This is a genomic window from Streptomyces sp. NPDC051636 (assembly GCF_044453765.1).
Lineage (GTDB): Bacteria > Actinomycetota > Actinomycetes > Streptomycetales > Streptomycetaceae > Streptomyces.
Genome location: NZ_JBITDA010000015.1, coordinates 135,656 through 156,917 on the forward strand (window position 1 = coordinate 135,656; position 21,262 = coordinate 156,917).

Below are 21,262 nucleotides of genomic sequence, written 5' to 3' on the forward strand. Positions count from 1 at the left end.
GCATCCGCGACGGCGGATGCTGCGAGGAGGAAGGCGTGCCGGAACATGACGCAGATCATTGCCGACGCGTTGTCCCACGTCGAATGGTTTTCCGCGGTGGGGATCCCGGTAACGGACGGCGACCATACGCCGATCACACACGTCCGTCGGTTAGGGTCACCGGATGCTCGATGCCACCAACCGCTCTGGGGGCACCGCCACGGCCTCTCCCCGGGCCTCCGCCACCAAGCTCGCGGTCGCCGTTCCCACGGCCGCGACCGTCCCGCCCCTCCCCGCTGTCCCGTCCGTCCTGCCCGCCGCCTCGGCGGGCCTCGCCGCCCGCTGCACGCGCGTGCTGCTGTCGCCGTGGTCCCGGCTGTCACTGCTCCTGGTGATGCTCGCGGCCGCCGCGGCTTGCGTGCTGCTGTTCGAGCCGCAGCGGCTGGTCACGCACGGCTGGCCGCCCGAGCTCGGCGGGGCCGCCGCGGCGGCGGTGTTCGCGGCGGCGTACGGGCTGTGCACGGTGGCCTTCGTGCCCCGGCCGCTGCTGAATCTGGCGGCGGGCGCCCTGTTCGGCTCCCAGGTGGGCCTCGGGACGGCGCTCACGGGCACCGTGCTCGGTGCCGGCGTCGCCTTCGGTCTGGGCCGGCTGCTCGGTCAGGACGCGCTGCGTCCGCTGCTGCGCGGTCGCTGGCTGAAGGCTGCCGACGGGCAGCTCAGCCGGCACGGGTTCCGGTCGATGATGGTGGCGCGGCTGTTCCCCGGAGTGCCGTTCTGGGCCGCGAACTACTGCGCCGCGGTCTCCCGCATGGGCTGGCTGCCGTTCCTGCTGGCGACGGCGCTCGGCTCAGTTCCCAACACCGCCGCGTACGCCGTCGCCGGGGCCCGCGCCTCGTCACCGACGTCGCCGGCCTTCCTGGTGGCGATGGCCTGCATCGCCCTGCCGGCCCTGGTGGGCACGGTGGTGGCGTGGCGCAAGCGCCACCACCTGCGCGCCCGGTGAGCCGTCAGACGGCTTCCAGAATCATGGCGTTGGCGAGTCCGCCCGCCTCGCACATCGTCTGCAGCGCGTAGCGGGCGCCGCGCTCGCCCATCGCGTGTACCAGGGTCGTGGTGAGGCGGGTGCCGCTCGCGCCGAGCGGGTGGCCGAGAGCGATCGCGCCGCCGTGCACGTTGACCTTGGCGAGGTCGGCGCCGGTCTCCTGCTGCCAGGCCAGGACCACGCTGGAGAAGGCCTCGTTGACCTCGAACAGGTCGATGTCGCCGAGGGTGAGGTGCGCCCGGCGCAGCACCTTCTCGGTGGCCGGGATGACGCCGGTGAGCATCAGCAGCGGGTCCGAGCCGGTGACGGCGAAGCTGTGCAGGCGGGCCAGCGGGCGCAGGCCGAGGCGTCCCGCGGTCTCGCTGGAGGTGATCAGCACGGCCGACGCGCCGTCGTTGACGGGGCTGGCGTTGCCCGCGGTGACGTTCCACTCGATCTGCGGGAAGCGTTCGGCGAATCCGGAGTCGTGGTAGGCGGGCTTGAGCCCGGCGAGGATCTCGGGGGTGCTGCCGGGCCGTACGCACTCGTCGCGGGAAACGCCGTCCAGGGGCGCGACCTCGGCGTCGAACAGGCCGGCGTCCCAGGCCGCGGCGGCCTTCGTGTGCGAGGAGACCGCGAAGGCGTCCATCTGCTCGCGCGTGATGGACCACTTGGCGGCGATGAGTTCCGCGCTGATGCCCTGCGGGACGAGGCCCTCGGGGTAGCGCTCGGCGACCCCGGGGCCGAAGGGGTCCTTGCCGGGCGGCACGTTCGACCACATCGGCACCCGGCTCATCGACTCCACACCACAGGCGACGACGATGTCGCACGCGCCCGCGATGACGCCCTGGGCGGCGAAGTGCACGGCCTGCTGGGAGGAGCCGCACTGGCGGTCCACCGTGGTGGCCGGGACGGTCTCGGGCAGGCCGGCCGACAGGGCGGCGTACCGGGTGGTGTTCATGGCCTGCTCGCCGACCTGGTCGACGGTGCCGCCGATGACGTCGTCGATCAGGGCCGGGTCGACGCCGGAGCGCTCGACGAGGGCGCGCAGGGTGTGGGCGAGGAGTTCGACGGGGTGGACGTGCGCGAGGGCGCCGTTCGGCTTGCCCTTTCCGATGGGGGTGCGTACGGCTTCGACGATGACTGCGTCACGCATGGTGCGGGCCTCCACGGCTGCTGACGGGACTACCAGCGAGTAGGAAAATCAAACTCACTATAGCTCCGCAGGTTGGAAAATCCAACCCTCATCTAGACTGGGCGCATGGCCGCCACGAAAGATCCGCGCCCCTGCTCCATCGCCGACGCCCTGGCGCTGGTCGGCGAGAAGTACTCCCTGCTCGTGCTGCGCGAGGTGTGTCTCGGCAACGGCCGCTTCGACCAGCTGGTGCGCAACATCGGCGCCCCGCGCGACATCCTGGCCACCCGGCTGCGCCGGCTCGTCGACGCCGGGATCCTGATCAAGCGCGCCTACAGCGAGCGCCCGCAGCGCTTCGAGTACCGGCCCACGCAGGCGGCCCTGGAATTGGAGCCGGTCCTGATGACCCTCATGGCGTGGGGCGACCGCCATCTCCGCAAAGACGACGATCGCCCCATGGTGATCGAGCACATCTGCGGCAACGAACTGGCCCCGGTCGTCACCTGCCGGGCCTGCGGCGAGACGGTGCGCCACGAGGACCTGACGGCCCACCCGCAGGCCGAGGGTTGGACGGTGGCGGGACCGACGGCGGCGTAACCCCTGCCATCGGACGGACCCCGGGTACACGTCCGGCCGCCCGCACATCCCGAACTTACCGTCCGAGGGCCTTTCGGCCCGCACGACGGCACCCGCCAGGTGCGCCGCGTCACCCCGCTCGAGCCGGTCGAGCTGCTCCCCCGTCGCAGCCGCCGCGGCCCGCGCACCGCGCGGCCGACGCTCGCGCCACTCGCCGGTCCGGCGTCGTACCAGCGCGGTGGCGGCCCGGTGGAACGCGGCCAGATCCTCGGGGCCGGAGGCCTCGCGCAGCGCGCGGTACCCCTTCAGGGCCACCTCGCGCCGGGGCAGGGTGAGCACCGCGGCCCCCGCCTCGGGCAGCCCGCCGTTCTGCATCAGGACGGTGACGCGCAGGTCGTCCTCGTTGACGAGCCGGTGGACGGTGGGGTGCGGGGCGGGGCATGGCCCCGCTACCGGCCACCTGGTCACCCCCTGTGCCCGGCCTGCCACGGCGGGGCGATACGCTGCCCCACGCGACGCAAGATCACCCGACGCCAGATCACCCCGCGGGATGACCCGCGAGAGCGCCACGCGAGCACCACCGACCCCCGGCCTTCTCAGTACTTGGACGCCCTGCCTTCATGTCTTGGTTTGAATCCCTCGTCCTCGGACTCGTCCAGGGGCTGACCGAATTCCTCCCCGTCTCCTCCAGCGCGCACCTGCGGCTGACCGCTGCCTTCTCCGGCTGGAAGGACCCGGGCGCGGCCTTCACGGCGATCACCCAGATCGGCACGGAGACCGCGGTGCTCATCTACTTCCGCAAGGACATCGGGCGGATCATCTCGGCCTGGTTCCGGTCGCTGGCCGACAAGGGGATGCGCCGGGACCACGACGCCCAGACGGGCTGGCTGGTGATCGTGGGCTCCATACCCATCGGGGTCCTGGGTGTGACGCTCAAGGACCAGATCGAGGGGCCGTTCCGCGACCTGCGGGTCACCGCGACCATGCTGATCGCCATCGGCGTGGTCATCGGCGTCGCCGACCGGCTGGCGGCGCGCGACGAGACGGGCGGGCGGCACCGGGCGCCCACGCAGCGCAAGACGCTGGCGGACCTCGGCGTCAAGGACGGCCTGGTCTTCGGCCTCTGCCAGGCCTGCGCCCTCATCCCGGGCGTCTCCCGCTCCGGCGCCACGATCAGCGGCGGCCTGTTCATGGGCTACAAGCGCGAGGCGGCCGCCCGGTACTCCTTCCTGCTGGCCATTCCGGCCGTGCTGGCCTCCGGGGCGTTCGAGGTGAAGGACGCGGTGGGGAGCGGGGACGTGGCGTGGGGGCCGACGCTCTTCGCCACGGTGATCGCGTTCGCGTCGGGGTACGCGGTGATCGCCTGGTTCATGAAGTGGATTTCCAACAAGAGCTTCATGCCGTTCGTGTGGTACCGCGTCACCCTCGGCATCGTCATCATCGCCCTGGTCACGGCGGGTGCGCTGAACCCGCACGCGGCCGAGTCGGCGAGCTGAGGCCCGTCTTCCGGCCGGCCTGGGTCGTGACCGACCCCATACGATCTGCGTAGCCGCGCGGTAGCGCAGGGTCAGTGTTGCCCCTAGGCTTGTCCGCGTGTCCCCCGATTCCATGACCCCTGGTTCCGTGCGGTCTGCTGCCGAGGTGAACGAGCAGATCCGCGCGCTGTGGCTGCGTGCGGGCGGGTCCCTGTCGGCGCAGGAGCGGGCGGAGTACGAGCTGTTGGTGATCGAGTGGGCCGAGGCGATCCGGGACGGGGTCATCGAGGCGGCCTGACCAGCGCGCGGCCAAAACCTGCGCCGATACCCCGGCTGCCACCGGTGACTACCGTGCCGGGGCTGTCATGACCGCAGGTGCGCGAGCGCGTCGTCGGGCAGCGGATACGGCCGTTCCTCGGGCAACAGCCCGGCCGCCCGGTCGAGTTCACCGGCCCGCACCAAGGAGTGGACCTCCGTGGCGAGCGGTGTCACGTCCTCGATGCCGGCGATCCACTCGTCCGCGTAGCGGGCCGCCGCCTCGCCGGCGAGGCCCAGTTGCAGCGATCGGTACGGCAGCGGGTTCAGGCGCAGGTCCCGCTCCGGATCCCACTGCACCCGCGCGGGTGCCCGCTTCAACTCGCGCTTCCAGGCGGCCCGGTCGTCGTGCGGGCCGGGCGCGTAGTGGGACAGGCACGCGTGGCTCAGCGCCCACTCGAAGCCGTCGCGGGTGATCTCGACGGCCAGGACGGTCTCCTGGCCCTCCTTCGTGGCCCAGCCGCAGCGGTACATCATCCACAGGAAGGACGGCTTGATCCAGGTCATGCGGCCGCGCTTCCAGGAGGAGGGGAAGCGGCCGTGGCGGGCCGCCGGCCGGCCGATCTCCGGGCGGTAGGCCTGGTAGACGGTGAGCGTCGACTCCGTGTGACGGGCCCGGATCCGAAACCTGGGTTCCGGTTCCTGTGCGACCGACTGGTCGTTCAACTGATCGTTCACGGGATCAGCCTCCGCCGCGGACCCCGCCCGGCACCACCGAATATCCCCGTATACCCGCACCCCTCTTGGCTCCGCCCGCCGCGTGCCCAACACTGTGCCGATGACGCAGCGTGTGGAGCTCGCGACCGTGATGGACCGACTGGCCGTCGACGGCCTGGTGACCGACTACGCGGTGGCCGTGGACGACGGCGACTGGGTGGGCTACCGGGGGTTGTTCACGGCGGACGGACGGGCCGACTACCGCAGCGCCGGCGGCATCGAAGGAGACGCGGGGCAGGTCGCCGGGTGGCTCGCGGAGAGCCTGGGGCTGTTCGCGATGCGGCAGCATCTGATCGTCAACCGCCGGGTGACGTTCGGTGTCCTGGACCAGGACACCGGGGACACCGCGCGGGTACAGGCCGACTACGTCAATCCGATGCGCTCCGCCGCCGGCGCCGACGCCGGCGATGGCGATGGCGGCTCCACGGTCCCGGACCTGGTGTGCGGCGGCCGCTACTCCTTCGCCCTGCTCCGCACGGCCGACGGCTGGCGGCTGCGCGAGGTCGTCGTCCAGGAGAAGTGGCGCCGCCTGCCCGACCCGCGCCCGGCCCCGGCGACCGGCTGAACCCGGGCCACCGGGGCGTCCGGCCTGCTTCAGAGCCGTGCCGGGGCCGACCGACCCGCACCCCCCTCCGACGACCGGCTGAACCCGAGCCCCGCAGCCGGACCGCCACCCGGGCTCCAGGCCCCGCCGGACGCCACCCGGCCCAGGCCCGCCTGAGGTCAGCCGCGCCCGGACACCCGGCCGCAGCGCCCGGCCTCAGGCCCTCCAGCAGGACGGCCGCCCAGGCCCCCGGCGGCGTCCGACCGACCGCGGTCACCCCACCCGCGCCCAGCCGAACCCCGGCCGGTGCGATGCCCCCTGTCCGAGATCCCCGCCCGGCGCGCAAACTGGTACCACCCGTCGGGAAATCGGCGTGCACATGCAGCCGCACCCACTGGGTAGAGAGGCGACCTATGAAGACGTTCGACCGCTGGCTCGCCTCCCCGTGGCGGCGCTCCGTCGCCGCTGTCCTCGCGGGTGCCCTTCCTGTGCTCGCTTTCCCCGCGCCGTCGCTGTGGTGGTTCGCGTACGTCGCGCTGGTCCCCTGGATCCTGCTCGCCCGGGCCGCGCCGACCGGACGGCGGGCGGCGTACGACGGCTGGTGCGGCGGGTTCGGGTTCATGGTGGCGGTGCACCACTGGCTGCTGCCGAACCTGCACGTGTTCATCTTCCTGCTGGCGGCCCTGCTGGGCGTGCTCTGGGCGCCGTGGGGCCGGCTGGTGCACCGGTTCCTCGGCAACGGTGGTGGGTCCGGGCCCGGCAGGGGCTTCGCCGCGCTGCTGGTGCTGCCGTCGGCCTGGCTGGCGGCGGAGCTGGTCCGCTCCTGGCAAGGGCTGGGCGGTCCCTGGGGGATGCTCGGCGCCACCCAGTGGCAGGTGGCCCCGGCGCTGCGGCTCGCCTCCGTGGGCGGAGTGTGGCTGCTGAGCTTCCTGGTGGTGGCCGTGAACGTGGCGGTCGCCGTGCTGGTGTCGGTGCGCGAGTCCCGTGTGCCCGCCGTGGCCTCGCTGGTCGCCACCGCCGCCGCGACCGCCGCGGCCTGGGTGTGGTCGCCGCGGCCCGACGTCGACGGCGGGGTGCGCATCGCGGTCGTCCAGCCCGGCGTGATCGACGGCCCGGACGCCCGCTTCGACCGCGAGGAGGCGCTCACCCGGCGGCTCGCGGGACAGGGCGTCGACCTGGTCGTGTGGGGCGAGAGCAGCGTCGGCCACGACCTCGACGACCGGCCCGACCTGTCCGGGCGGCTCGCCGCGCTCTCCCGTTCGACCGGCGCGGGCATCCTGGTCAACGTCGACGCCCGCCGCTCCGACCGGCCCGGCATCTACAAGAGCTCGGTCCTGGTCGGCCCGGCCGGCCCGACCGGCAACCGGTACGACAAGATGCGGCTCGTCCCGTTCGGCGAGTACATACCCGCGCGCTCACTGCTCGGCTGGGTCACCTCGTTCGGCAAGGCGGCGGGCGAGGACCGGCACCGCGGCACCGAGCAGGTGGTGATGAACGTCGGGCACGGGCTGCGGATCGGCCCGCTGGTGTGCTTCGAGACCGCGTTCCCCGACATGAGCCGCCATCTCGCCGAGGACGGCGCGGACATCCTGCTCGGCCAGTCGTCGACATCGTCGTTCCAGAGCAGCTGGGCCCCGGAGCAGCACGCCTCGCTGGCCGCGCTGCGTGCCGCCGAGACCGGCCGCCCGATGGTCCACGCGACGCTGACCGGCGTCTCCGCGGTCTACGGCCCGGGCGGGCAGCGCCTCGGCCCGTGGCTCGGCACGGACGCGAGCACCACCCGCGTGTACGACGTCCCGCTGGCGCACGGCGTCACCCCGTACGTCCGCTACGGCGACTGGCCGGTGCACGGCGCCCTGCTGGTGCTGGCCGCCCTGTGCGCGAGCGAGGGGGTGCGGGTCTTCAGGACGCGCCGGTCGACCGCTCCAGAACCGCACGTACCACCCGCTCGCACAGTTCGTGGGTCGCCAGTGCGTCCCGGGCGCTGAGCACCTTGCCCGCGCGCACGGCGTCGAGGAACGCCAGCACCGCCTGCTCGATGCCGCGCTGCCGGGCGACCGGCACCCAGTCGCCGCGCCGCCGCACCGTCGGCTGGCCCTTGTGGTCGACTATCTCGGCGAGGTTGACCACCTGACGCTTCGTGTCCTGCCCGGAGACCTCGAGGATCTCCTCCGCCGAGCCGCTGAGCCGGTTCATGATGCCGAGCGCGGTGAAGCCGTCTCCGGCGAGCTGCAGCACCACGTGGTGCAGCAGGCCGTCCTCGACGCGGGCGCGCACGGTCACGTCGTCGACCGGGCCCGGCACCAGGAAGCGCAGGGTGTCCACGACGTGGATGAAGTCGTCGAGGACCAGCGAGCGCGGCTCCTCCGGCAGCCCGATGCGGTTCTTCTGCATGAGGATCAGCTCGCGCGGATGGTCGGCGCACTGCACGTACCCGGGGGCGTACCGCCGGTTGAAGCCGACGGCGAGCGAGACGCCGTGCCGCTCGGCGAGGGCCACCAACCGCTGGGAGTCGGCGAGTTCGTAGGCCAGCGGCTTGTCGACGTACGTCGGTACGCCCGCCTCCAGCAGCCGGGTGACGATCTCGGGGTGCGCGACGGTGGACGCGTGCACGAAGGCGGCCTCGAGGTCCTGGTCGAGCAGCGCGTCCAGGGTGGGGTGGCGCCGGCCGGCCGGGAGGTGGAGGCTGTCGGCGACCCGGGCGAGCGTGGCGGGCGTGCGGGTGTGCAGGTGCAGGTCGATGCCCGGCTGTGTGGCCAGCACCGGCAGGTAGGCCTTCTGCGCGATGTCGCCGAGTCCGATGCAGCCGACCTTCACGTGCGCTCCCTGTCGTGGTTGCCCGCCGGTTTCCTTCCGGCAGCATACGGGGGCCTCCCCCACTCTCGGCTTCGCTCGAGCGGGGGGACCCCACGTCGGCGATCCCGTCGAAGCCGCGCAGCAACAGCGCGGGGGCGGCCTTCGACAGCGCGGCGATCGCGGTGTCGCGTACGGCGACGGTGACGCGGCCCTCGGCCATGCTCAGGCGGGCGGCCCTGCCGGGCGATGGCGGTCGTCCGGGGCAGCCGGGCCGCCGTGTAGTCGGCGGCGTGCACAGCGAGGACGACGGCGCCCTCGATGGCGTGGTTGCCGCCCTGGCCGAGGGTCGCCGGCATGGCGTGCGCGGCGTCGCCGAGGAGGGCGGTCCGGCCGCGGTGGAAGGCGGGCAGCGGCTCGGCGAGGTGGTGGACGTCGTGCCGGAGGACGTCTTCGGGCGGGCGGCGGTGGCGACTGCCGGGATCGGGTCGCGCCAGTCGCCGAACCGGCGCAGCAGTTCGGCCCGTTCGTCGTCCGGGGCGCGCTCCCCGGCGGGGGCCGTGGCGGCGGCGTACGCGTACACCCGGCCGTCCTTGAGCGGGTGGGTGCCCCACAGGCGGCCCCGGCCGCAGGTCTCGTGCGAGGCGAACCGCGCGCCGGGCACCGGGATCACGACCCGCCAGGTGGTGAACCCGGCGTACACCGGCCCGGGGTGACCGGGGAACAGCAGGCCCCGCGCGCGGGAGTGGATGCCGTCCGCGGCCACCACCAGCTCGGCCTCGAGTTCGTCGTCGCCGGCGCTCACGCCGGCGGGCCGGTCGCGGTCGCCGGGGTCCGCGAGGGTCGCGGCGGCGGTGGTGCGGACGGTGCCCGGCGGGAGCAGGGCGGCGAGGCTGTCGACCAGAGTCGCCCGGTGCAGCAGGACCAGGGGGCCGCCGAAGCGGGCGGCGGCCTCGGCGCCGGAGCGGGAGAGCCAGCGGCCGCGCGGGGTGCGCATCCCCACGTCGCCCTGCCAGGCGGCCGGATCGCAGGCGCGGGTGCTGGCCCTGGAGGAGATGCCGGATCCGCGCGGCGGGCTCGACGTGCTGGCCGACGCCCTGGCCCTGGCCGCGCACCGCTCGGTCACCGGCAACCGCGATCTGCTCGTCGCCCGTTACGAACTGGCCCTGGAGGCGACCCGCCGCCCGGAGCTGCGGGCCTTCTACAACGCGACGGGCGCCGTCTTCCGCGACCAGCTGGCCGCCTTGCTCACCGCCGCGGTCTCGGCCGACCCGGCCCGGCACGTGCTGTCGCTGGTCGCGTGGGCGGACGGTCTGATGTTCTCGTGCGTCGCCGGGTCGTTCAGCGCCGAGGTGCCGAGTCTCCCGGAGGTGCGGGCCGGGGTGCGGGAACTGCTGCGCGGGATGCTCGGCGGATGACCGGGAACAGCGGAAAACCCCTCGTGGAAAACGGCGGCTCGGGCCAGGATGCGGGCATGACGATCAAGCGCGAAGAGCCCGCCCAGAACGCCGGCGAACGCACCGTGCTGGAGGGCTGGCTGGACTATCACCGGCAGACGCTGGCCTGGAAGTGCGAGGGCCTGACCGACGAGCAGTTGCGGACCGCGTCGGTGGAGCCGTCCGAGCTGTCGCTGATGGGGCTGGTGCGGCACATGGCGGAGGTGGAGCGGTACTGGTTCCACGAGGTGCTGCTGGGCGAGGATCCCGGCGTGCTCTACTGCACCGAGGAGGACCGGGACGGCGACTTCCACCTCACCGAGGCCGACACCTGGGAGGAGGCCTGTGCCACCTGGCGGACCGAGATCGACGCGGCCCGGCGCCGTGCTGCGGACTTCGCGCTCGACGACTTCTCCGAGGGCGTGGGCAGGTCGACCGGGGAGCCGTTCAACCTGCGCTGGATCTACACCCACATGATCGAGGAGTACGCCCGCCACAACGGCCACGCCGACCTGCTGCGCGAGCGGCTCGACGGCACCACCGGAGACTGACGTCACCCCCGGCGCGTCCGCGCCCCTCGTACGGAGCACGAGATCACCCGTGCGGGGCATCATCCGCTCCGGCGCCGTTTCCAATCCGGGCCTGAACCGCCAGAGTTGCCCGGGTGCATCGAACGACGACCACCGCAGCGCTCCTGGCCACCGTGGCCGTCTCGGCCCTCTCCGGCTGTGTGACGGTCCAGCACCCGCCGACGCCCGGGCCCCCGCCGGGTACGGCACCGCCACAGGCGTCGGCGCCCCGGCCGGACGGCAGCGCCCGGCCGCGGGACGTACAGGCACCGGCGCGGGAGGCGCTGGACAGGGCCGGTCCGTCCCGCCACCCGGAACACCCCGCGACGACCGCGCCCCGCCGTCCGGCGGCCCCGCCGGTGCCCCGGCAGCCGTCGCCCCCGGCCGCGCGTCCCCGCCCCCGGCCGCATCGCAAGCCCCCGGAGCAGCCACGCGTGGTGATCCCCGAGGTGCCGCAGTCCCCACCGAGGAACTCGGACGTGTGCGCCCTGGGGAAGCAGTACGGCGGCTGGCGCCCGGACAGCCCGGAAGCGACGATCTGCGACCGGACGTACGGGCACTGACCGCCGCCTCCGCTACGTCGGCCGCTGCCTCGGCGGCCCCCAGGATTCCCCTCCGGAGGAACCCCCCTCCCCCAGCCTCAGCTCCAGCCTGCTGATCGCCGCCCGCACCCCGTCCCCGTAGCGGTCGTCACCGAGTGCCGCGGCCGCCCCCCGGGCCTGGCGCAGGTGGGTGCGGGCTGCCTCGGAGTGGCCCAGTTTCACGTAATCGGCGGCGAGGTTCAGGTGCAGGCTGGGGTAGAAGGCGCGCACCGCCGCCGGGCTCTCGTCGCCGGCCGCGTGGTCCTGGGCCAGCTCCTCCGCCGCCGACAACGCCCGCAGGTCCCAGGCCAGTTCGTCGGAGGGGTCGTCCTGGGTGTCGGCCAGGTAGTGGGCCAGCGTGCAGCGGTGCAGCGGGTCCCCGTCCTCCGCGAGCTCTGCCCACAGGTCCAGGAACCGGCGCCGGGCCTCCTCGCGGTCCCCGCCGTGATGCAGCATCACGACCTGCCCGATCCGAGTCAGCACGGCATCCGGCGCCGCCTGCTCCTGTCGCTCCGCCACCGCGTCCTCCGGGCACTGGGGGGTGTCTGCGACGACGCTAACCGGCGGCACCCGCAAACCCGGTCAGGCGGCCCCGTACGACACGGGACCGCCGGGCGGCGGTCAGCCGACGTTCGGGATGGTCCAGTCGATCGGCTCGTGGCCCTGCGCGGCGACCGCCTCGTTGATCCGGGTGAACGGGCGGGAGCCGAAGAACTTCTTGGCCGACAGCGGCGAGGGGTGCGCGCCCTTGACGACCACGTGCCGCTCCGCGTCGATCAGCGGGAGCTTCTTCTGCGCGTAGTTGCCCCACAGGACGAAGACCGCCGGGTCGGGCCGGTCGGCCACCGCGCGGATCACCGCGTCGGTGAACCGCTCCCAGCCCCGGCCCTTGTGCGAGTTTGCCTCGCCGCCCCGGACCGTGAGCACCGCGTTGAGCAGCAGGACGCCCTGCTGGGCCCACGGCATCAGATAGCCGTTGTCCGGGACGGGCGTGCCCAGCTCCTCGTGCATCTCCTTGTAGATGTTGCGCAGCGACGGCGGGATCTTCACCCCGGGCCGGACCGAGAAGCACAGGCCGTGCCCTTGTCCCTCCCCGTGGTAGGGGTCCTGACCGAGGATCAGGACCTTCACCTTCTCGTACGGTGTGGCGTCCAGCGCCGCGAAGACCTCCTCGCGCGGCGGGTGGACGGGACCCTTCGCCCGCTCGTCCTCGACGAACTCGGTCAGCTCCTTGAAGTAGGGCTGCTGCAGCTCGTCGCCCAGAACCCCGCGCCAGGACTCGGGCAGCATGGCGATGTCGGTCACGTCAACGTCCTCACGATGTGCGGTCACTTCCAGGCCTCAGAACCTACAGGCGACCACTGACAACGGATCCCCGCACCCGGAAAGCGCCCCGGCTGCCGGCCCGCCCGGCTACCAGCTGGTCTTCCGGTGCAGCTCCCACATCATCATGATCGTCGACGGGTCGAGCGCCTGCTCACCGCCGGAGATGTCGTCGCTGGCGGCCACGTACTGGCGGCCCTGCCACAGCGGCAGCAGCCGGGCGTCGTTCACCAGGACCTGCTGTGCCTCCTCGAACTCCTTCACCACCTTGGCGCGGTCGCTCTCGCGGCGGGACTCGGGCAGCAGCGTCTTGGTGATCTTCGGCGCCGGGTAGGGCGTACCGAGCGCGTTCCGCTCGCCCACGAACGGGGCGATGAAGTTGTCCGCGTCGGGGAAGTCGGGGAACCAGCCGCGGCCGAACACCGGGTACTCACCCTTCTGGTAGCCGACCACGTACGTCTTCCACGGGCGGCTCTTCAGGGTGATCGTGAACAGTCCGGAGTCCTCGAGCTGGGCCTTGAGCTCCTGGAACTCCTTGGCGGTCTCCGAGCCGTAGCGGTCGGTGGTGTACCAGAAGGTCAGCGGGACGCGCTGGGTGATGCCCGCCGCGGAGAGGATCTGGCGGGCCTTGGAGACGCTGGGGGCGCCGTAGTCGTCGAAGAAGCCGGCGGTGTGGCCGGTCAGGCCCTTGGGGACCATGGAGTACAGCGGGTCCACGGTGTCCTTGTACACCTTGTGCGCGATCGCGGCGCGGTCGACGACCTGGGCGATGGCCTTGCGGACGGCCGGGTTCTTGGCCCACCGGTCCTTGGGGTTGAACACCAGGTAGCTGATGTCCGTGCCGGCGCCGTCCACCAGCTGGAGGTCGGTGGAGTCGTGGCGCTGCAGGGCGACGATGTCGTCGGCGGCGAGGCCGCGGTAGGTGAGGTCGATCTGCCCCTCCTTGAGCGCCTTGACCATGCTGCCGGAGTCCCGGAAGTAGCGGATGGTCACGGCGTCGTTCTGGCGCTCGGCGAAGCCCTGGTAGTGATCGTTGCGGACCAGCTCGGCCTTCTCGCCGTCCTTGTACGACTGGAGCTTGTAGGGCCCGGACCCGAAGACCTCGCCGTCCTTGCGCAGCGACTTGGCGGGGTAGTCGTCGGGGTCGACGATGGACATGGCCGGGGTGGCGAGCACGAAGGGGAAGGTGGCGTCGGGCTTGTTGAGGTGGAAGACGACCTCGCGGTCACCCAGCGCCTGCACCCGGTCCAGGCTGCCGAGCAGCCCGGCGGGGCCGCTCGCGGCGTTGATGGTGCGGATGCGGTCGATGGAGTGCTTGACGGCCTCCGCGGTGAGCGGGTCGCCGTCGGAGAACTCCATGCCGGGACGCAGCTCGCAGCGGTAGGTGCGGTTGCTCGCGTCGGTGAAACCACAGCTCTTCGCGGCGTCGGGCTGGGGGGTGGTCGCGCCGTTGGGGTAGGCGAGGAGGGTCTGGTAGATGTTGCGGAACAACTCCCAGGAACCGTCCCAGGACGCGGCCGGGTCCAGCGTGCTCGGGGCACTGGTGGTCCCCACGACGATCGGTCCCTCGCTGTCCGGGTCTCCGTCGGAGAAGACACCGCACCCCGCCACCAGGCATATGGACGCGACCGCAGCCACTCGCCGCAGGCCTCGCTTCCGGTCAAACACGCGCACGCTCCTCGATCTGCCATACCAAGGGTCGGCAGACCATACCGCAGCGTCACGCCCGCTGAGAGTCCCCGGGGGGAGGCCGCTTGATCGACTTGGCTCTGACCACGTTGTCATTCCGCTGTGCGGATCTTGTACGACGGCGAAACGGGCGCCGCCTCCCCCGAGGACGCGGCGCCCGAAGCGCGGTGCCGGCCGGTGGCGTCAGGCCACGCCGGCGTTCAGGAAGATGCCGCCGTCGACCACGAGCGTCTGCCCGGTGATCCAGTCCGACTGCGCCGAGGTGAGGAACGCGGCGGCGCCGCCGATGTCGGAGGGCACGCCGAGCCGGGCGAGCGGGTAGGCGGCGGCCGCCTCCTCCTCCCGGCCCTCGTACAGGGCCTGCGCGAACTTGGTCTTCACGACCGCCGGGGCGATGGCGTTGACCCGCACCTTCGGCGCGAACTCGTGCGCCAGCTGCTGGGTCAGGTTGATCATCGCGGCCTTGCTGACGCCGTAGGCGCCGATGAACGGCGAGGGCGCCAGGCCCGCGACCGAGGCGATGTTGACGATCGCGCCGCCGTTGTCCTTCTGCCAGGCGTGCCAGGTCTTCTGGGCGAAGCCGAGCGCCGAGATCACGTTGGTCTCGAACACCTTGCGGGCGACGTCCAGGTCGAGGTCGGCGATCGGCCCGAAGACGGGGTTCGTGCCGGCGTTGTTGACCAGGAAGTCGACGCGGCCGAAGGCCTCGACGGTGCGCTCGACGGCCTCGCTCTGGTGGGCGAGGTCGTGCGCCTTGCCGGCGACGCTGATGACCCGGTCGGCGCCGAGCTTTTCGACGGCCTCCTTCAGGGCCTCCTCGTTGCGGCCGGTGATGCACACGCGGTCGCCGCGCGCGACAAGGGCCTCGGCGACGCCGTAGCCGATGCCGCGGCTGGCGCCCGTGACGAGGGCGACTTTGCCGGAGAGTTCAGGCAGTTCAGTCATGTCCGTGATCCCCAGTGTTCCTAGTTCAGCGGTCCGCCGGCGACGTACAGCACCTGACCGGAGACGAAGCCGGCGGCCTCGCCGGTGAAGAAGGCGATGGCGTTGGCGATGTCCTCCGGCTCGCCGACGCGCTGCACCGGGATCTGAGTGGCGGCCGCGGCCTTGAACTCCTCGAAGCCCATCTTGACGCGCTCGGCGGTGGCCTTCGTCATCTCGGTGACGATGAAGCCCGGGGCGACGGCGTTGGCGGTGATGCCGAACTTGCCGAGCTCGAAGGCGAGGGTCTTGGTGAAGCCCTGCAGGCCCGCCTTGGCGGCGGAGTAGTTCGCCTGCCCGCGGTTGCCCAGCGCGGAGGACGAGGACAGGTTGACGATCCGGCCGAAGCCCGCGTCCACCATGTGCTTCTGGACGGCCTTCGTCATCAGGAAGGAGCCGCGCAGGTGCACGTTCAGGACGGTGTCCCAGTCGGAGACGCTCATCTTGAACAGCAGGTTGTCGCGGAGCACGCCCGCGTTGTTCACGAGGATCGTCGGCGCGCCGAGCTCCTCGACGATGCGCGCGACGGCCGCCTCGACCTGCGCCTCGTCGGAGACGTCGGCGCCGACCGCGATGGCCTTGCCGCCGGCCGCGGTGATCTTCTCCACGGTGTCCTTGCAGGCGGCCTCGTCGAGGTCGATCACGGCGACCGCGCGGCCCTCGGCGGCCAGTCGGACGGCGGTGGCGGCGCCGATACCGCGCGCGGCGCCCGTGACTACCGCGACCCGCTGCTCAGTGGTGGACATTGCTGGTTCTCCTCGCCCTAGAGAAAGTGCGCCCATGTGGTGAGCGACCGCTTAGTACCTTCAGCAGACGTGACGCTAGAAGCCCTGGCACCCGGTGTCAACGGCACACGGGGTGCGTGTGATCCATTACCTCACCAGGAGGTTCAGCAAGCGCTCCGCTTCGGCCGCCGGATCGGTGGTGAGCCCCGTGTGCACCGGTCCGGGCTGCAGGACCGTCGAGCGGGGCGCGATCAGCCACCGGAAGCGCCGCCCGGCGTCGTCCCCCGCCGCCTGCCCGGCCGCCGCGCCGCCGGTGCACACGCCCTCCACGGCACCGAGCGCGGCCCGGACGCCGGCCACGTCCGCGTCGGGGTCGAGAGCCAGCAGCCGGGCCTCGTCGAGGTGGGTGCGGGCACCGACGTACGCCCGCGCGCGGCAGTAGACGACCACGCCGGCGTTGATGCACTCGCCGCGTTCGACGCGGGGCACGACCCTGAGCAGCGCGTACTCGAAGACGTCGCGGTCGCCGCCCTGGCCCGCCCTGGTGATGTGCCGCTTGTTCACTTGTCCCCCTCGATGCCCTTGATGCCGTGGACGCGCTCGTGGATGTCGGCGGCCCGCGCGAGCAGCGGCCGTGCGTAGGCCCGCCGAAGGTCGTCTGGGGTGTCGAAGCCGGGCTCGCCGGCCAGCCAGGCGTCGGGGATCTCGGCGGTTACCTCGGCGAGGAGTTCCTCGGTGACCAGGGGCGCCAACTCGGCGGCGGCGCGCGCGACATCCGGCGCGAAGCGGGCGAGGGCATGGTCCGAGGCGTCGTACGGGCGGGCCGCGGAGGTCTCGGCGGAGGGCCAGTTGTGGTGCCAGATCATGGTGGCGCCGTGGTCGATGAGCCACAGCTCGCCCCGGTGCGTCAGCAGGTTGGGGTTGCGCCAGGAGCGGTCGACGTTGTTCACCAGCGCGTCGAACCAGACGATCCGGCCGGCCTCCCCGCGGCTCACCGCGAAGGCGAGCGGGTCGAAGCCGAGGGCGCCGGAGAGGAAGTCCATGCCGAGGTTGGTGCCGCCGCTGGACCTCAGCAGTTCCTGCACCTGCTGGTCGGGCTCGCCGAGCCCGAGGACCGGGTCGAGCTGAATCGTCACCAGCCGGGGGATCCTCAGACCGAGGCGACGGGCCAGTTCGCCGCAGACGACCTCGGCCACCAGCGTCTTGCGGCCCTGCCCGGCGCCGGTGAACTTCATGACGTACGTCCCGAAGTCGTCGGCCTCGACGAGCCCCGGCAGCGAGCCGCCCTCACGCAGGGGCGTGATGTAGCGGGTCGCGATGACTTCCTTGAGCATCGCCCCAGGCTACTGGGCCTGCGGTGACGGCCCGGCTGACAGCGGAACCACAGCCGTGGTTTACGTCCGCCTCATCCCCGGGAGGACAAGATCCCGACACCGTCTGAACAGGTGGTGCCCGAAGACCGTACCCCTGGACGGATCACGAAAAGCTCCGCGGAAGGAATTCCACATGACCAGCGCATCGCCCACTCCCGCAGCGGGACCGGCCCGCCGTACCGTCGTGGCGGCGGCCGGAGCGGCGGGCCTCGCCGCCGCGCTGACCGCCTGTGGGTCGGACGACAAGTCGTCCGACTCCTCCAGCGTGTCCGGATCCTCCGGGTCCACCGGCGCGGCCGGTGTCGGCGCGGCCGACTCCCCCAGCGCGCGGGAAAGCACCGGTTCCGGCGGTGGCACCGCGCTCGCCAGGACCTCGGACATCCCGGAGGGCGGCGGCAAGATCTTCAAGGACCAGGGCGTGGTGGTCACCCAGCCGGCCGCGGGCACGTACAAGGCGTTCTCGACCAAGTGCCCCCACGCGGGCTGCGCGGTGGGCAGCATCGCCGACGGCGTGATCGTGTGTCCGTGCCACAACAGCCACTTCTCCGTCACCGACGGCAGCGTGAAGCAGGGTCCCGCGACCCAGCCGCTGGCCGCCGAGAACATCACCGTGTCCGGGGACGAGATCAAGCTGGCCTGAGCGTCAGACCCGGCGGTGCGGCCGCTTGAGGCAGCCGAGCACCTCGTCCGTGGTCGCCACCGTGGCGACCAACGCGAGGGTGTTGCGGATCATCGCGGGGGTGTAGTCGGAGGGCACCCCCGCGATGGCGTCGCGGGGCACCAGGGCGGTGTAGCCGAGGTTCACGGCGTCGAACACGGCGTTGGGAATGGCGACGTTGACGGAGACGCCGGTGATGATCAGCGTGCGGCAGCCCAGGTTGCGCAGCAGCGCGTCGACCTCGGTGCCGTGGACCGGCGACAGGCCGTGCAGCCGTCGTACGACGATGTCCTCCTCGGTGACCTCGATCGGCGCGGCGACGCGCACCGCCGTGGTGCCGGGCAGCTGCTGGACGGGGAGTCGTTCGGCAGCGCGGAACAGCCGGGCGTTGCGGCCGGCGCCCCGGCCGTCCGGGCGGCGTTCGGCGACGGCGTGGATCACCTGGACGCCGCTGTCGTGCGCGGCGGAGACCAGGCGGGCGATGTTCCCGAGGGCACCGGAGGAGCGGGCCTCCCCCGCGAGGTCGGGCAGCGCGCTGTCCGGGCCGACCACCCCCTGCTGGCACTCCACGGTGAGCAGGACGGTGCTCGTGGGTTCGAGGAGTTCACCGAGCTGCTCGTACGAGGCCATGACGCGCCCTTTCGCCGGGGTGCGGGGCGGGCGAGACTAACCGGCATTGCGTACGAGGGGAAGACGACCCATTCTTTTCTGACGTGATGTCAGAGGATCTAGGCACCGGACAGGACCCGGACCGTCTCCTCTGGCACGACGTGGGAGAAGAGGGGGCCGCATGACCGTCACTCAGCGCCGGGGCCGGAAGATCATGATGACACCGGGTGAGGTGGACGAGTTCCTCACCACCCAGCGCACCTGCCGGGTCGCCACCGTGTCGGCGAACGGCGCCCCGCACGTGAGTGCCCTGTGGTACGCCTGGGACGGCGTCTCGCTGTGGCTGTACTCGGTGGTGCGCAGCAAGCGCTGGGCGGACCTCACCCGCGATCCGCGGGTGGCGATAGTCGTCGACTCGGGCGAGGAGTACGACCAGCTGCGCGGCGTCGAGCTGACCGGCACCGTGGAGTTCGTGGGCGAGGTGCCGCGCACCGGGGAGCTGTGCGCCGAACTGGACACCGCGGAGACCCTGTTCACGCGCAAGAACTTCGGTCTGGACGAGATGCCCCACGACGGGCGGCACGCGTGGGCGCGGCTGACGCCGGAGAAGATCGTCTCCTGGGACTTCCGCAAGCTGGGCTCCGCGTAAGCCGGTTGCGCGGGTGTGACCCGGGTCAGCCGACCTTCTCGGCCGCCGTCCGCAGCGCCTCGACCGCCGCGCGGATCGACGGGCGGCGGTCGGCGTCCGCGCGCCAGACGACGTACACATGGCGGCGGACGCGCTGCCTGAGCGGGACCGTGACGACGCCCGGGGGCATCGGGTGCCGACCCAGCAACGGCGCGACGCACACGCCCAACCCGGCGGCGACCAGGCCGAGTTGGGTGTGCGTCTCGGCGGCGCGGTGGCCGACGATCGGCTCGACGCCGCGCGAGCGCAGCGTGAACATCAGCCACTCGTGGCAGAACTCGCCCTCGCCCCAGGTGATCCACTCGTCCTCGGCGAACTCCCCGAGGTCCACCTCGTCCCGGTCCGCGAGCGGGTGTCCGACCGGCAGGGCCACGTCGGCGGGATCGTCGAGCAGGGGCGCCTTGACCAGGCCGTCGGGCACCGGCATCGGCTTGTTGTACCAGTCGAGGACGACCGCGAGGTCGAGGTCGCCGCGCACCACCCCGGCGACGCCGTTCTCCGGCTCCAGCTCACAGGAGCGCACCCGCAGCGCGGGGTGCCGGGCGCGCAGGTCGGCGAGAGCGGTGGGGAACAGGCCGCGCGCGGCGGTCGGGAACGCCGACAGCCGCAGCTCTCCGGCCACCTGGCCCCGGTGCGCCTCCAGGTCGGACTGGGCGAGCTCGACCTGGGACAGGATGCGCGCCGCGTGCTCGGCGAGCAGCCGGCCCCCGTCGGTGAGCCGGACGCCGCGCCCGTTCTTGGCGAGGAGCTGCTGGCCGACCTCGCGCTCGAGCTTGCCCAGCTGCTGTGAGACGGCGGACGTCGTGACGTGCAGCGCCTCGGCCGCACCGCTGACCGAGCCGTGCCGGGCGAGGGCGTCGAGGGTGCGCAGGCGCTCCAGGTTCAACATATAAGCGATACTAAGAGATACCGCTTGAGAAATCTCGATTGTGCTACGAGGTTGCCGTCCAGCATCGTTGAGTCCATGACCACCGTCGCCGCCGCCACGGGCACCGAGGCCCGTCCCCCTTCACTTCCCCGCACCCGCCTCGACTGGCGCCTGCGCTTCGCCGCGCTGTCCTTGATCTGGGGGTTCAGCTTCCTGCTCATCAAGGCGGGCACGGAGGGCTACGCGCCCTTCCAGGTCACCCTCGGACGGCTGGTCTTCGGCACGGCGGTGCTCGCGGTCGCGATGGCGGTGAAGCGGGAGCGGCTGCCGCGCGGGGCCCGTACCTGGGGGCATCTGGCCGTGGCCGCGTTCCTCCTCAACGCCCTGCCCTTCTCCCTCTTCGCGTACTCGGAGCTGACGATCCCGTCCACACTGGCGGGCATCTGCAACGCCACCTCCCCGCTGTGGGGCATGGCCCTGTCCCTGGTCGCCCTCTCCGAGGACCGGCCGACCCGGCTGCGGGTCGCGGGGCTCGGCCTGGGCTTCCTCGGCGTCCTGACCGTCCTCGGCGCCTGGCAGGGCTTCCACGGCCTGGACGCCACCGGCACCGCGCTGGCCCTGCTGGCCTCGCTCAGCTACCCGGTCGGCTGGATCTACGTCCGCCGCACACTCGCCGGTTCCGGCCACTCCCACCTGTCGATGACGGGCGCCCAGCTGCTGCTGGCGACGCTCCAACTAGCCCTGGTCACCCCCCTGTTCACCGACCTCCCCGCCCACTTCTCCTTGCTCCCGCTGCTCGCCGTCGCCGCCCTCGGCGCTCTGGGCACCGGCCTCGCCGTCCTCATCCAGTACGGCCTCGTCGCCGAGGTCGGCCCGACGACGGCCCAGATGGTCACCTACTTCATCCCGGTCATCGCCACGGCTGCCGGCGTCGCCATCCTGGGCGAGTCGCTGCGCTGGACGACCCCGGTGGGGGCGGTGATCGTGCTGGCGGGGGCGGCGCTCACGCAGGCGCGGGCCGGGCGATCCTAGGCGCAGCGGCGCGTCGGGCCCATGGCAGCGGCCCTGGCGTCCGGTGCCGGACCACCCGTGGGCACTGGCCGGTGAGCCTTTCGGGTCACAGCGCTGGTTCCCCGGCAGGCAGCGTTTGCCCCTCAACGAGCGGCGTCGGTCCCCCGCGCGAGCGCAGCCGAGCGTGGGGGGAGCG

General features: G+C 72.4%; 26 protein-coding genes and 1 pseudogene. 13 read left to right on the forward strand and 14 right to left on the reverse strand.

The window, feature by feature from the left end:
• The first annotated feature begins 163 nt into the window (after positions 1 to 163).
• A complete protein-coding gene (locus ACIBBH_RS25300) occupies positions 164 to 982 on the forward strand; it encodes a TVP38/TMEM64 family protein (RefSeq protein WP_399408217.1) in 819 nt (272 codons plus the stop codon).
• A 4-nt stretch (positions 983 to 986) separates the two neighbouring features.
• Here the strand turns inward: ACIBBH_RS25300 and ACIBBH_RS25305 are convergent, their stop codons facing one another.
• Entirely contained in the window at positions 987 to 2,156 is a 1,170-nt protein-coding gene (locus ACIBBH_RS25305) for a thiolase family protein (RefSeq protein WP_399408219.1), read from the reverse strand.
• Positions 2,157 to 2,261: 105 nt separating this feature from the next.
• Between ACIBBH_RS25305 and ACIBBH_RS25310 the strand changes: the two genes are divergently transcribed.
• Positions 2,262 to 2,732, forward strand: a complete 471-nt coding sequence (locus tag ACIBBH_RS25310; protein ID WP_399408221.1) for a winged helix-turn-helix transcriptional regulator — start codon at positions 2,262 to 2,264, stop codon at positions 2,730 to 2,732.
• A gap of 18 nt (positions 2,733 to 2,750) precedes the next feature.
• On the opposite strand, the pseudogene ACIBBH_RS25315 reads toward ACIBBH_RS25310, so the two are convergent.
• Positions 2,751 to 3,248 (reverse strand): annotated as a pseudogene (locus tag ACIBBH_RS25315) (cupin); the annotation flags it as partial.
• Positions 3,249 to 3,331: 83 nt separating this feature from the next.
• Between ACIBBH_RS25315 and ACIBBH_RS25320 the strand changes: the two are divergent.
• Together ACIBBH_RS25320 and ACIBBH_RS25325 are read left to right on the forward strand one after the other, a co-directional pair.
• Positions 3,332 to 4,207, forward strand: a complete 876-nt coding sequence (locus ACIBBH_RS25320; RefSeq protein WP_399408223.1) for an undecaprenyl-diphosphate phosphatase — start codon at positions 3,332 to 3,334, stop codon at positions 4,205 to 4,207.
• Positions 4,208 to 4,304: 97 nt separating this feature from the next.
• Complete coding sequence (locus tag ACIBBH_RS25325) at positions 4,305 to 4,484, forward strand: hypothetical protein (protein ID WP_399408225.1); 180 nt, start codon at positions 4,305 to 4,307, stop codon at positions 4,482 to 4,484.
• Positions 4,485 to 4,549: 65 nt separating this feature from the next.
• On the opposite strand, the gene ACIBBH_RS25330 is transcribed toward ACIBBH_RS25325, so the two are convergent.
• Entirely contained in the window at positions 4,550 to 5,179 is a 630-nt protein-coding gene (locus ACIBBH_RS25330) for a DUF4291 domain-containing protein (RefSeq protein WP_399408227.1), read from the reverse strand.
• A gap of 100 nt (positions 5,180 to 5,279) precedes the next feature.
• Between ACIBBH_RS25330 and ACIBBH_RS25335 the strand changes: the two genes are divergently transcribed.
• The gene (locus ACIBBH_RS25335; protein WP_399408229.1) at positions 5,280 to 5,783 is read left to right on the forward strand and encodes a nuclear transport factor 2 family protein; all 504 of its coding nucleotides are present in this window, start codon (positions 5,280 to 5,282) and stop codon (positions 5,781 to 5,783) included.
• Between the two features lie 392 nt (positions 5,784 to 6,175).
• Positions 6,176 to 7,750, forward strand: a complete 1,575-nt coding sequence (gene lnt / locus ACIBBH_RS25340; RefSeq protein WP_399408231.1) for an apolipoprotein N-acyltransferase — start codon at positions 6,176 to 6,178, stop codon at positions 7,748 to 7,750.
• Here lnt and ACIBBH_RS25345 read toward each other — a convergent pair.
• Both ACIBBH_RS25345 and ACIBBH_RS25350 read right to left on the reverse strand, forming a co-directional pair.
• Positions 7,665 to 8,579, reverse strand: a complete 915-nt coding sequence (locus ACIBBH_RS25345; protein ID WP_399408233.1) for a Gfo/Idh/MocA family protein — start codon at positions 8,577 to 8,579, stop codon at positions 7,665 to 7,667. The genes lnt and ACIBBH_RS25345 overlap by 86 nt on opposite strands.
• The gene (locus ACIBBH_RS25350; protein WP_399408234.1) at positions 8,576 to 8,914 is read right to left on the reverse strand and encodes a hypothetical protein; all 339 of its coding nucleotides are present in this window, start codon (positions 8,912 to 8,914) and stop codon (positions 8,576 to 8,578) included. Before ACIBBH_RS25350 ends, ACIBBH_RS25345 begins: the two co-directional genes overlap by 4 nt.
• Between ACIBBH_RS25350 and ACIBBH_RS25355 the strand changes: the two genes are divergently transcribed.
• The 4 genes from ACIBBH_RS25355 to ACIBBH_RS25370 all read left to right on the forward strand — a co-directional run bounded on the left by ACIBBH_RS25355 (position 8,849) and on the right by ACIBBH_RS25370 (position 11,123).
• Positions 8,849 to 9,271 carry a hypothetical protein gene (locus ACIBBH_RS25355; RefSeq protein ID WP_399408333.1) on the forward strand — a complete coding sequence of 141 codons (423 nt, stop codon included), beginning with the start codon at positions 8,849 to 8,851 and terminating at the stop codon, positions 9,269 to 9,271. The two genes, ACIBBH_RS25350 and ACIBBH_RS25355, sit on opposite strands and share 66 nt — an antisense overlap.
• A gap of 150 nt (positions 9,272 to 9,421) precedes the next feature.
• On the forward strand, positions 9,422 to 9,973 hold the full coding sequence (locus ACIBBH_RS25360; protein ID WP_399408236.1) for a TetR/AcrR family transcriptional regulator: 552 nt from the start codon (positions 9,422 to 9,424) through the stop codon (positions 9,971 to 9,973).
• A 56-nt stretch (positions 9,974 to 10,029) separates the two neighbouring features.
• Positions 10,030 to 10,542, forward strand: a complete 513-nt coding sequence (locus tag ACIBBH_RS25365) for a DinB family protein (RefSeq protein WP_399408238.1) — start codon at positions 10,030 to 10,032, stop codon at positions 10,540 to 10,542.
• Positions 10,543 to 10,655: 113 nt separating this feature from the next.
• Entirely contained in the window at positions 10,656 to 11,123 is a 468-nt protein-coding gene (locus ACIBBH_RS25370) for a hypothetical protein (RefSeq protein ID WP_399408240.1), read from the forward strand.
• A gap of 12 nt (positions 11,124 to 11,135) precedes the next feature.
• Here ACIBBH_RS25370 and ACIBBH_RS25375 read toward each other — a convergent pair whose 3' ends face one another.
• The 7 genes from ACIBBH_RS25375 to ACIBBH_RS25405 form a co-directional block, all read right to left on the reverse strand.
• The gene (locus ACIBBH_RS25375; protein ID WP_399408242.1) at positions 11,136 to 11,660 is read right to left on the reverse strand and encodes a hypothetical protein; all 525 of its coding nucleotides are present in this window, start codon (positions 11,658 to 11,660) and stop codon (positions 11,136 to 11,138) included.
• 102 nt (positions 11,661 to 11,762) lie between these two features.
• Entirely contained in the window at positions 11,763 to 12,446 is a 684-nt protein-coding gene (locus tag ACIBBH_RS25380) for a uracil-DNA glycosylase (RefSeq protein ID WP_399408244.1), read from the reverse strand.
• 108 nt (positions 12,447 to 12,554) lie between these two features.
• The gene (locus ACIBBH_RS25385) at positions 12,555 to 14,132 is read right to left on the reverse strand and encodes an ABC transporter substrate-binding protein (RefSeq protein WP_399408246.1); all 1,578 of its coding nucleotides are present in this window, start codon (positions 14,130 to 14,132) and stop codon (positions 12,555 to 12,557) included.
• Positions 14,133 to 14,336: 204 nt separating this feature from the next.
• A complete protein-coding gene (locus ACIBBH_RS25390) occupies positions 14,337 to 15,098 on the reverse strand; it encodes an SDR family oxidoreductase (RefSeq protein ID WP_399408248.1) in 762 nt (253 codons plus the stop codon).
• 20 nt (positions 15,099 to 15,118) lie between these two features.
• A complete protein-coding gene (fabG, locus tag ACIBBH_RS25395) occupies positions 15,119 to 15,880 on the reverse strand; it encodes a 3-oxoacyl-ACP reductase FabG (RefSeq protein WP_399408250.1) in 762 nt (253 codons plus the stop codon).
• Positions 15,881 to 16,006: 126 nt separating this feature from the next.
• Complete coding sequence (locus ACIBBH_RS25400) at positions 16,007 to 16,423, reverse strand: DUF3037 domain-containing protein (protein ID WP_399408252.1); 417 nt, start codon at positions 16,421 to 16,423, stop codon at positions 16,007 to 16,009.
• The gene (locus tag ACIBBH_RS25405; protein WP_399408254.1) at positions 16,420 to 17,193 is read right to left on the reverse strand and encodes a HipA family kinase; all 774 of its coding nucleotides are present in this window, start codon (positions 17,191 to 17,193) and stop codon (positions 16,420 to 16,422) included. Before ACIBBH_RS25405 ends, ACIBBH_RS25400 begins: the two co-directional genes overlap by 4 nt.
• A 172-nt stretch (positions 17,194 to 17,365) precedes the next feature.
• On the opposite strand from ACIBBH_RS25405, the gene ACIBBH_RS25410 reads away from it, so the two are divergent.
• On the forward strand, positions 17,366 to 17,872 hold the full coding sequence (locus tag ACIBBH_RS25410) for a Rieske (2Fe-2S) protein (protein WP_399408256.1): 507 nt from the start codon (positions 17,366 to 17,368) through the stop codon (positions 17,870 to 17,872).
• A gap of 3 nt (positions 17,873 to 17,875) precedes the next feature.
• Here the strand turns inward: ACIBBH_RS25410 and ACIBBH_RS25415 are convergent, their stop codons facing one another.
• Positions 17,876 to 18,520: a cysteine hydrolase gene (locus ACIBBH_RS25415; protein WP_399408258.1), complete on the reverse strand. Its 645-nt coding sequence runs from the start codon at positions 18,518 to 18,520 to the stop codon at positions 17,876 to 17,878.
• A gap of 160 nt (positions 18,521 to 18,680) precedes the next feature.
• Between ACIBBH_RS25415 and ACIBBH_RS25420 the strand changes: the two genes are divergently transcribed.
• Complete coding sequence (locus ACIBBH_RS25420) at positions 18,681 to 19,148, forward strand: pyridoxamine 5'-phosphate oxidase family protein (protein WP_399408259.1); 468 nt, start codon at positions 18,681 to 18,683, stop codon at positions 19,146 to 19,148.
• A gap of 25 nt (positions 19,149 to 19,173) precedes the next feature.
• On the opposite strand, the gene ACIBBH_RS25425 is transcribed toward ACIBBH_RS25420, so the two are convergent.
• Entirely contained in the window at positions 19,174 to 20,076 is a 903-nt protein-coding gene (locus ACIBBH_RS25425; protein WP_399408261.1) for a LysR family transcriptional regulator, read from the reverse strand.
• Positions 20,077 to 20,151: 75 nt separating this feature from the next.
• Here ACIBBH_RS25425 and ACIBBH_RS25430 point away from each other — a divergent pair, with 75 nt between their 5' ends.
• Positions 20,152 to 21,087: a DMT family transporter gene (locus ACIBBH_RS25430; protein WP_399408263.1), complete on the forward strand. Its 936-nt coding sequence runs from the start codon at positions 20,152 to 20,154 to the stop codon at positions 21,085 to 21,087.
• Positions 21,088 to 21,262 lie beyond the last annotated feature (175 nt).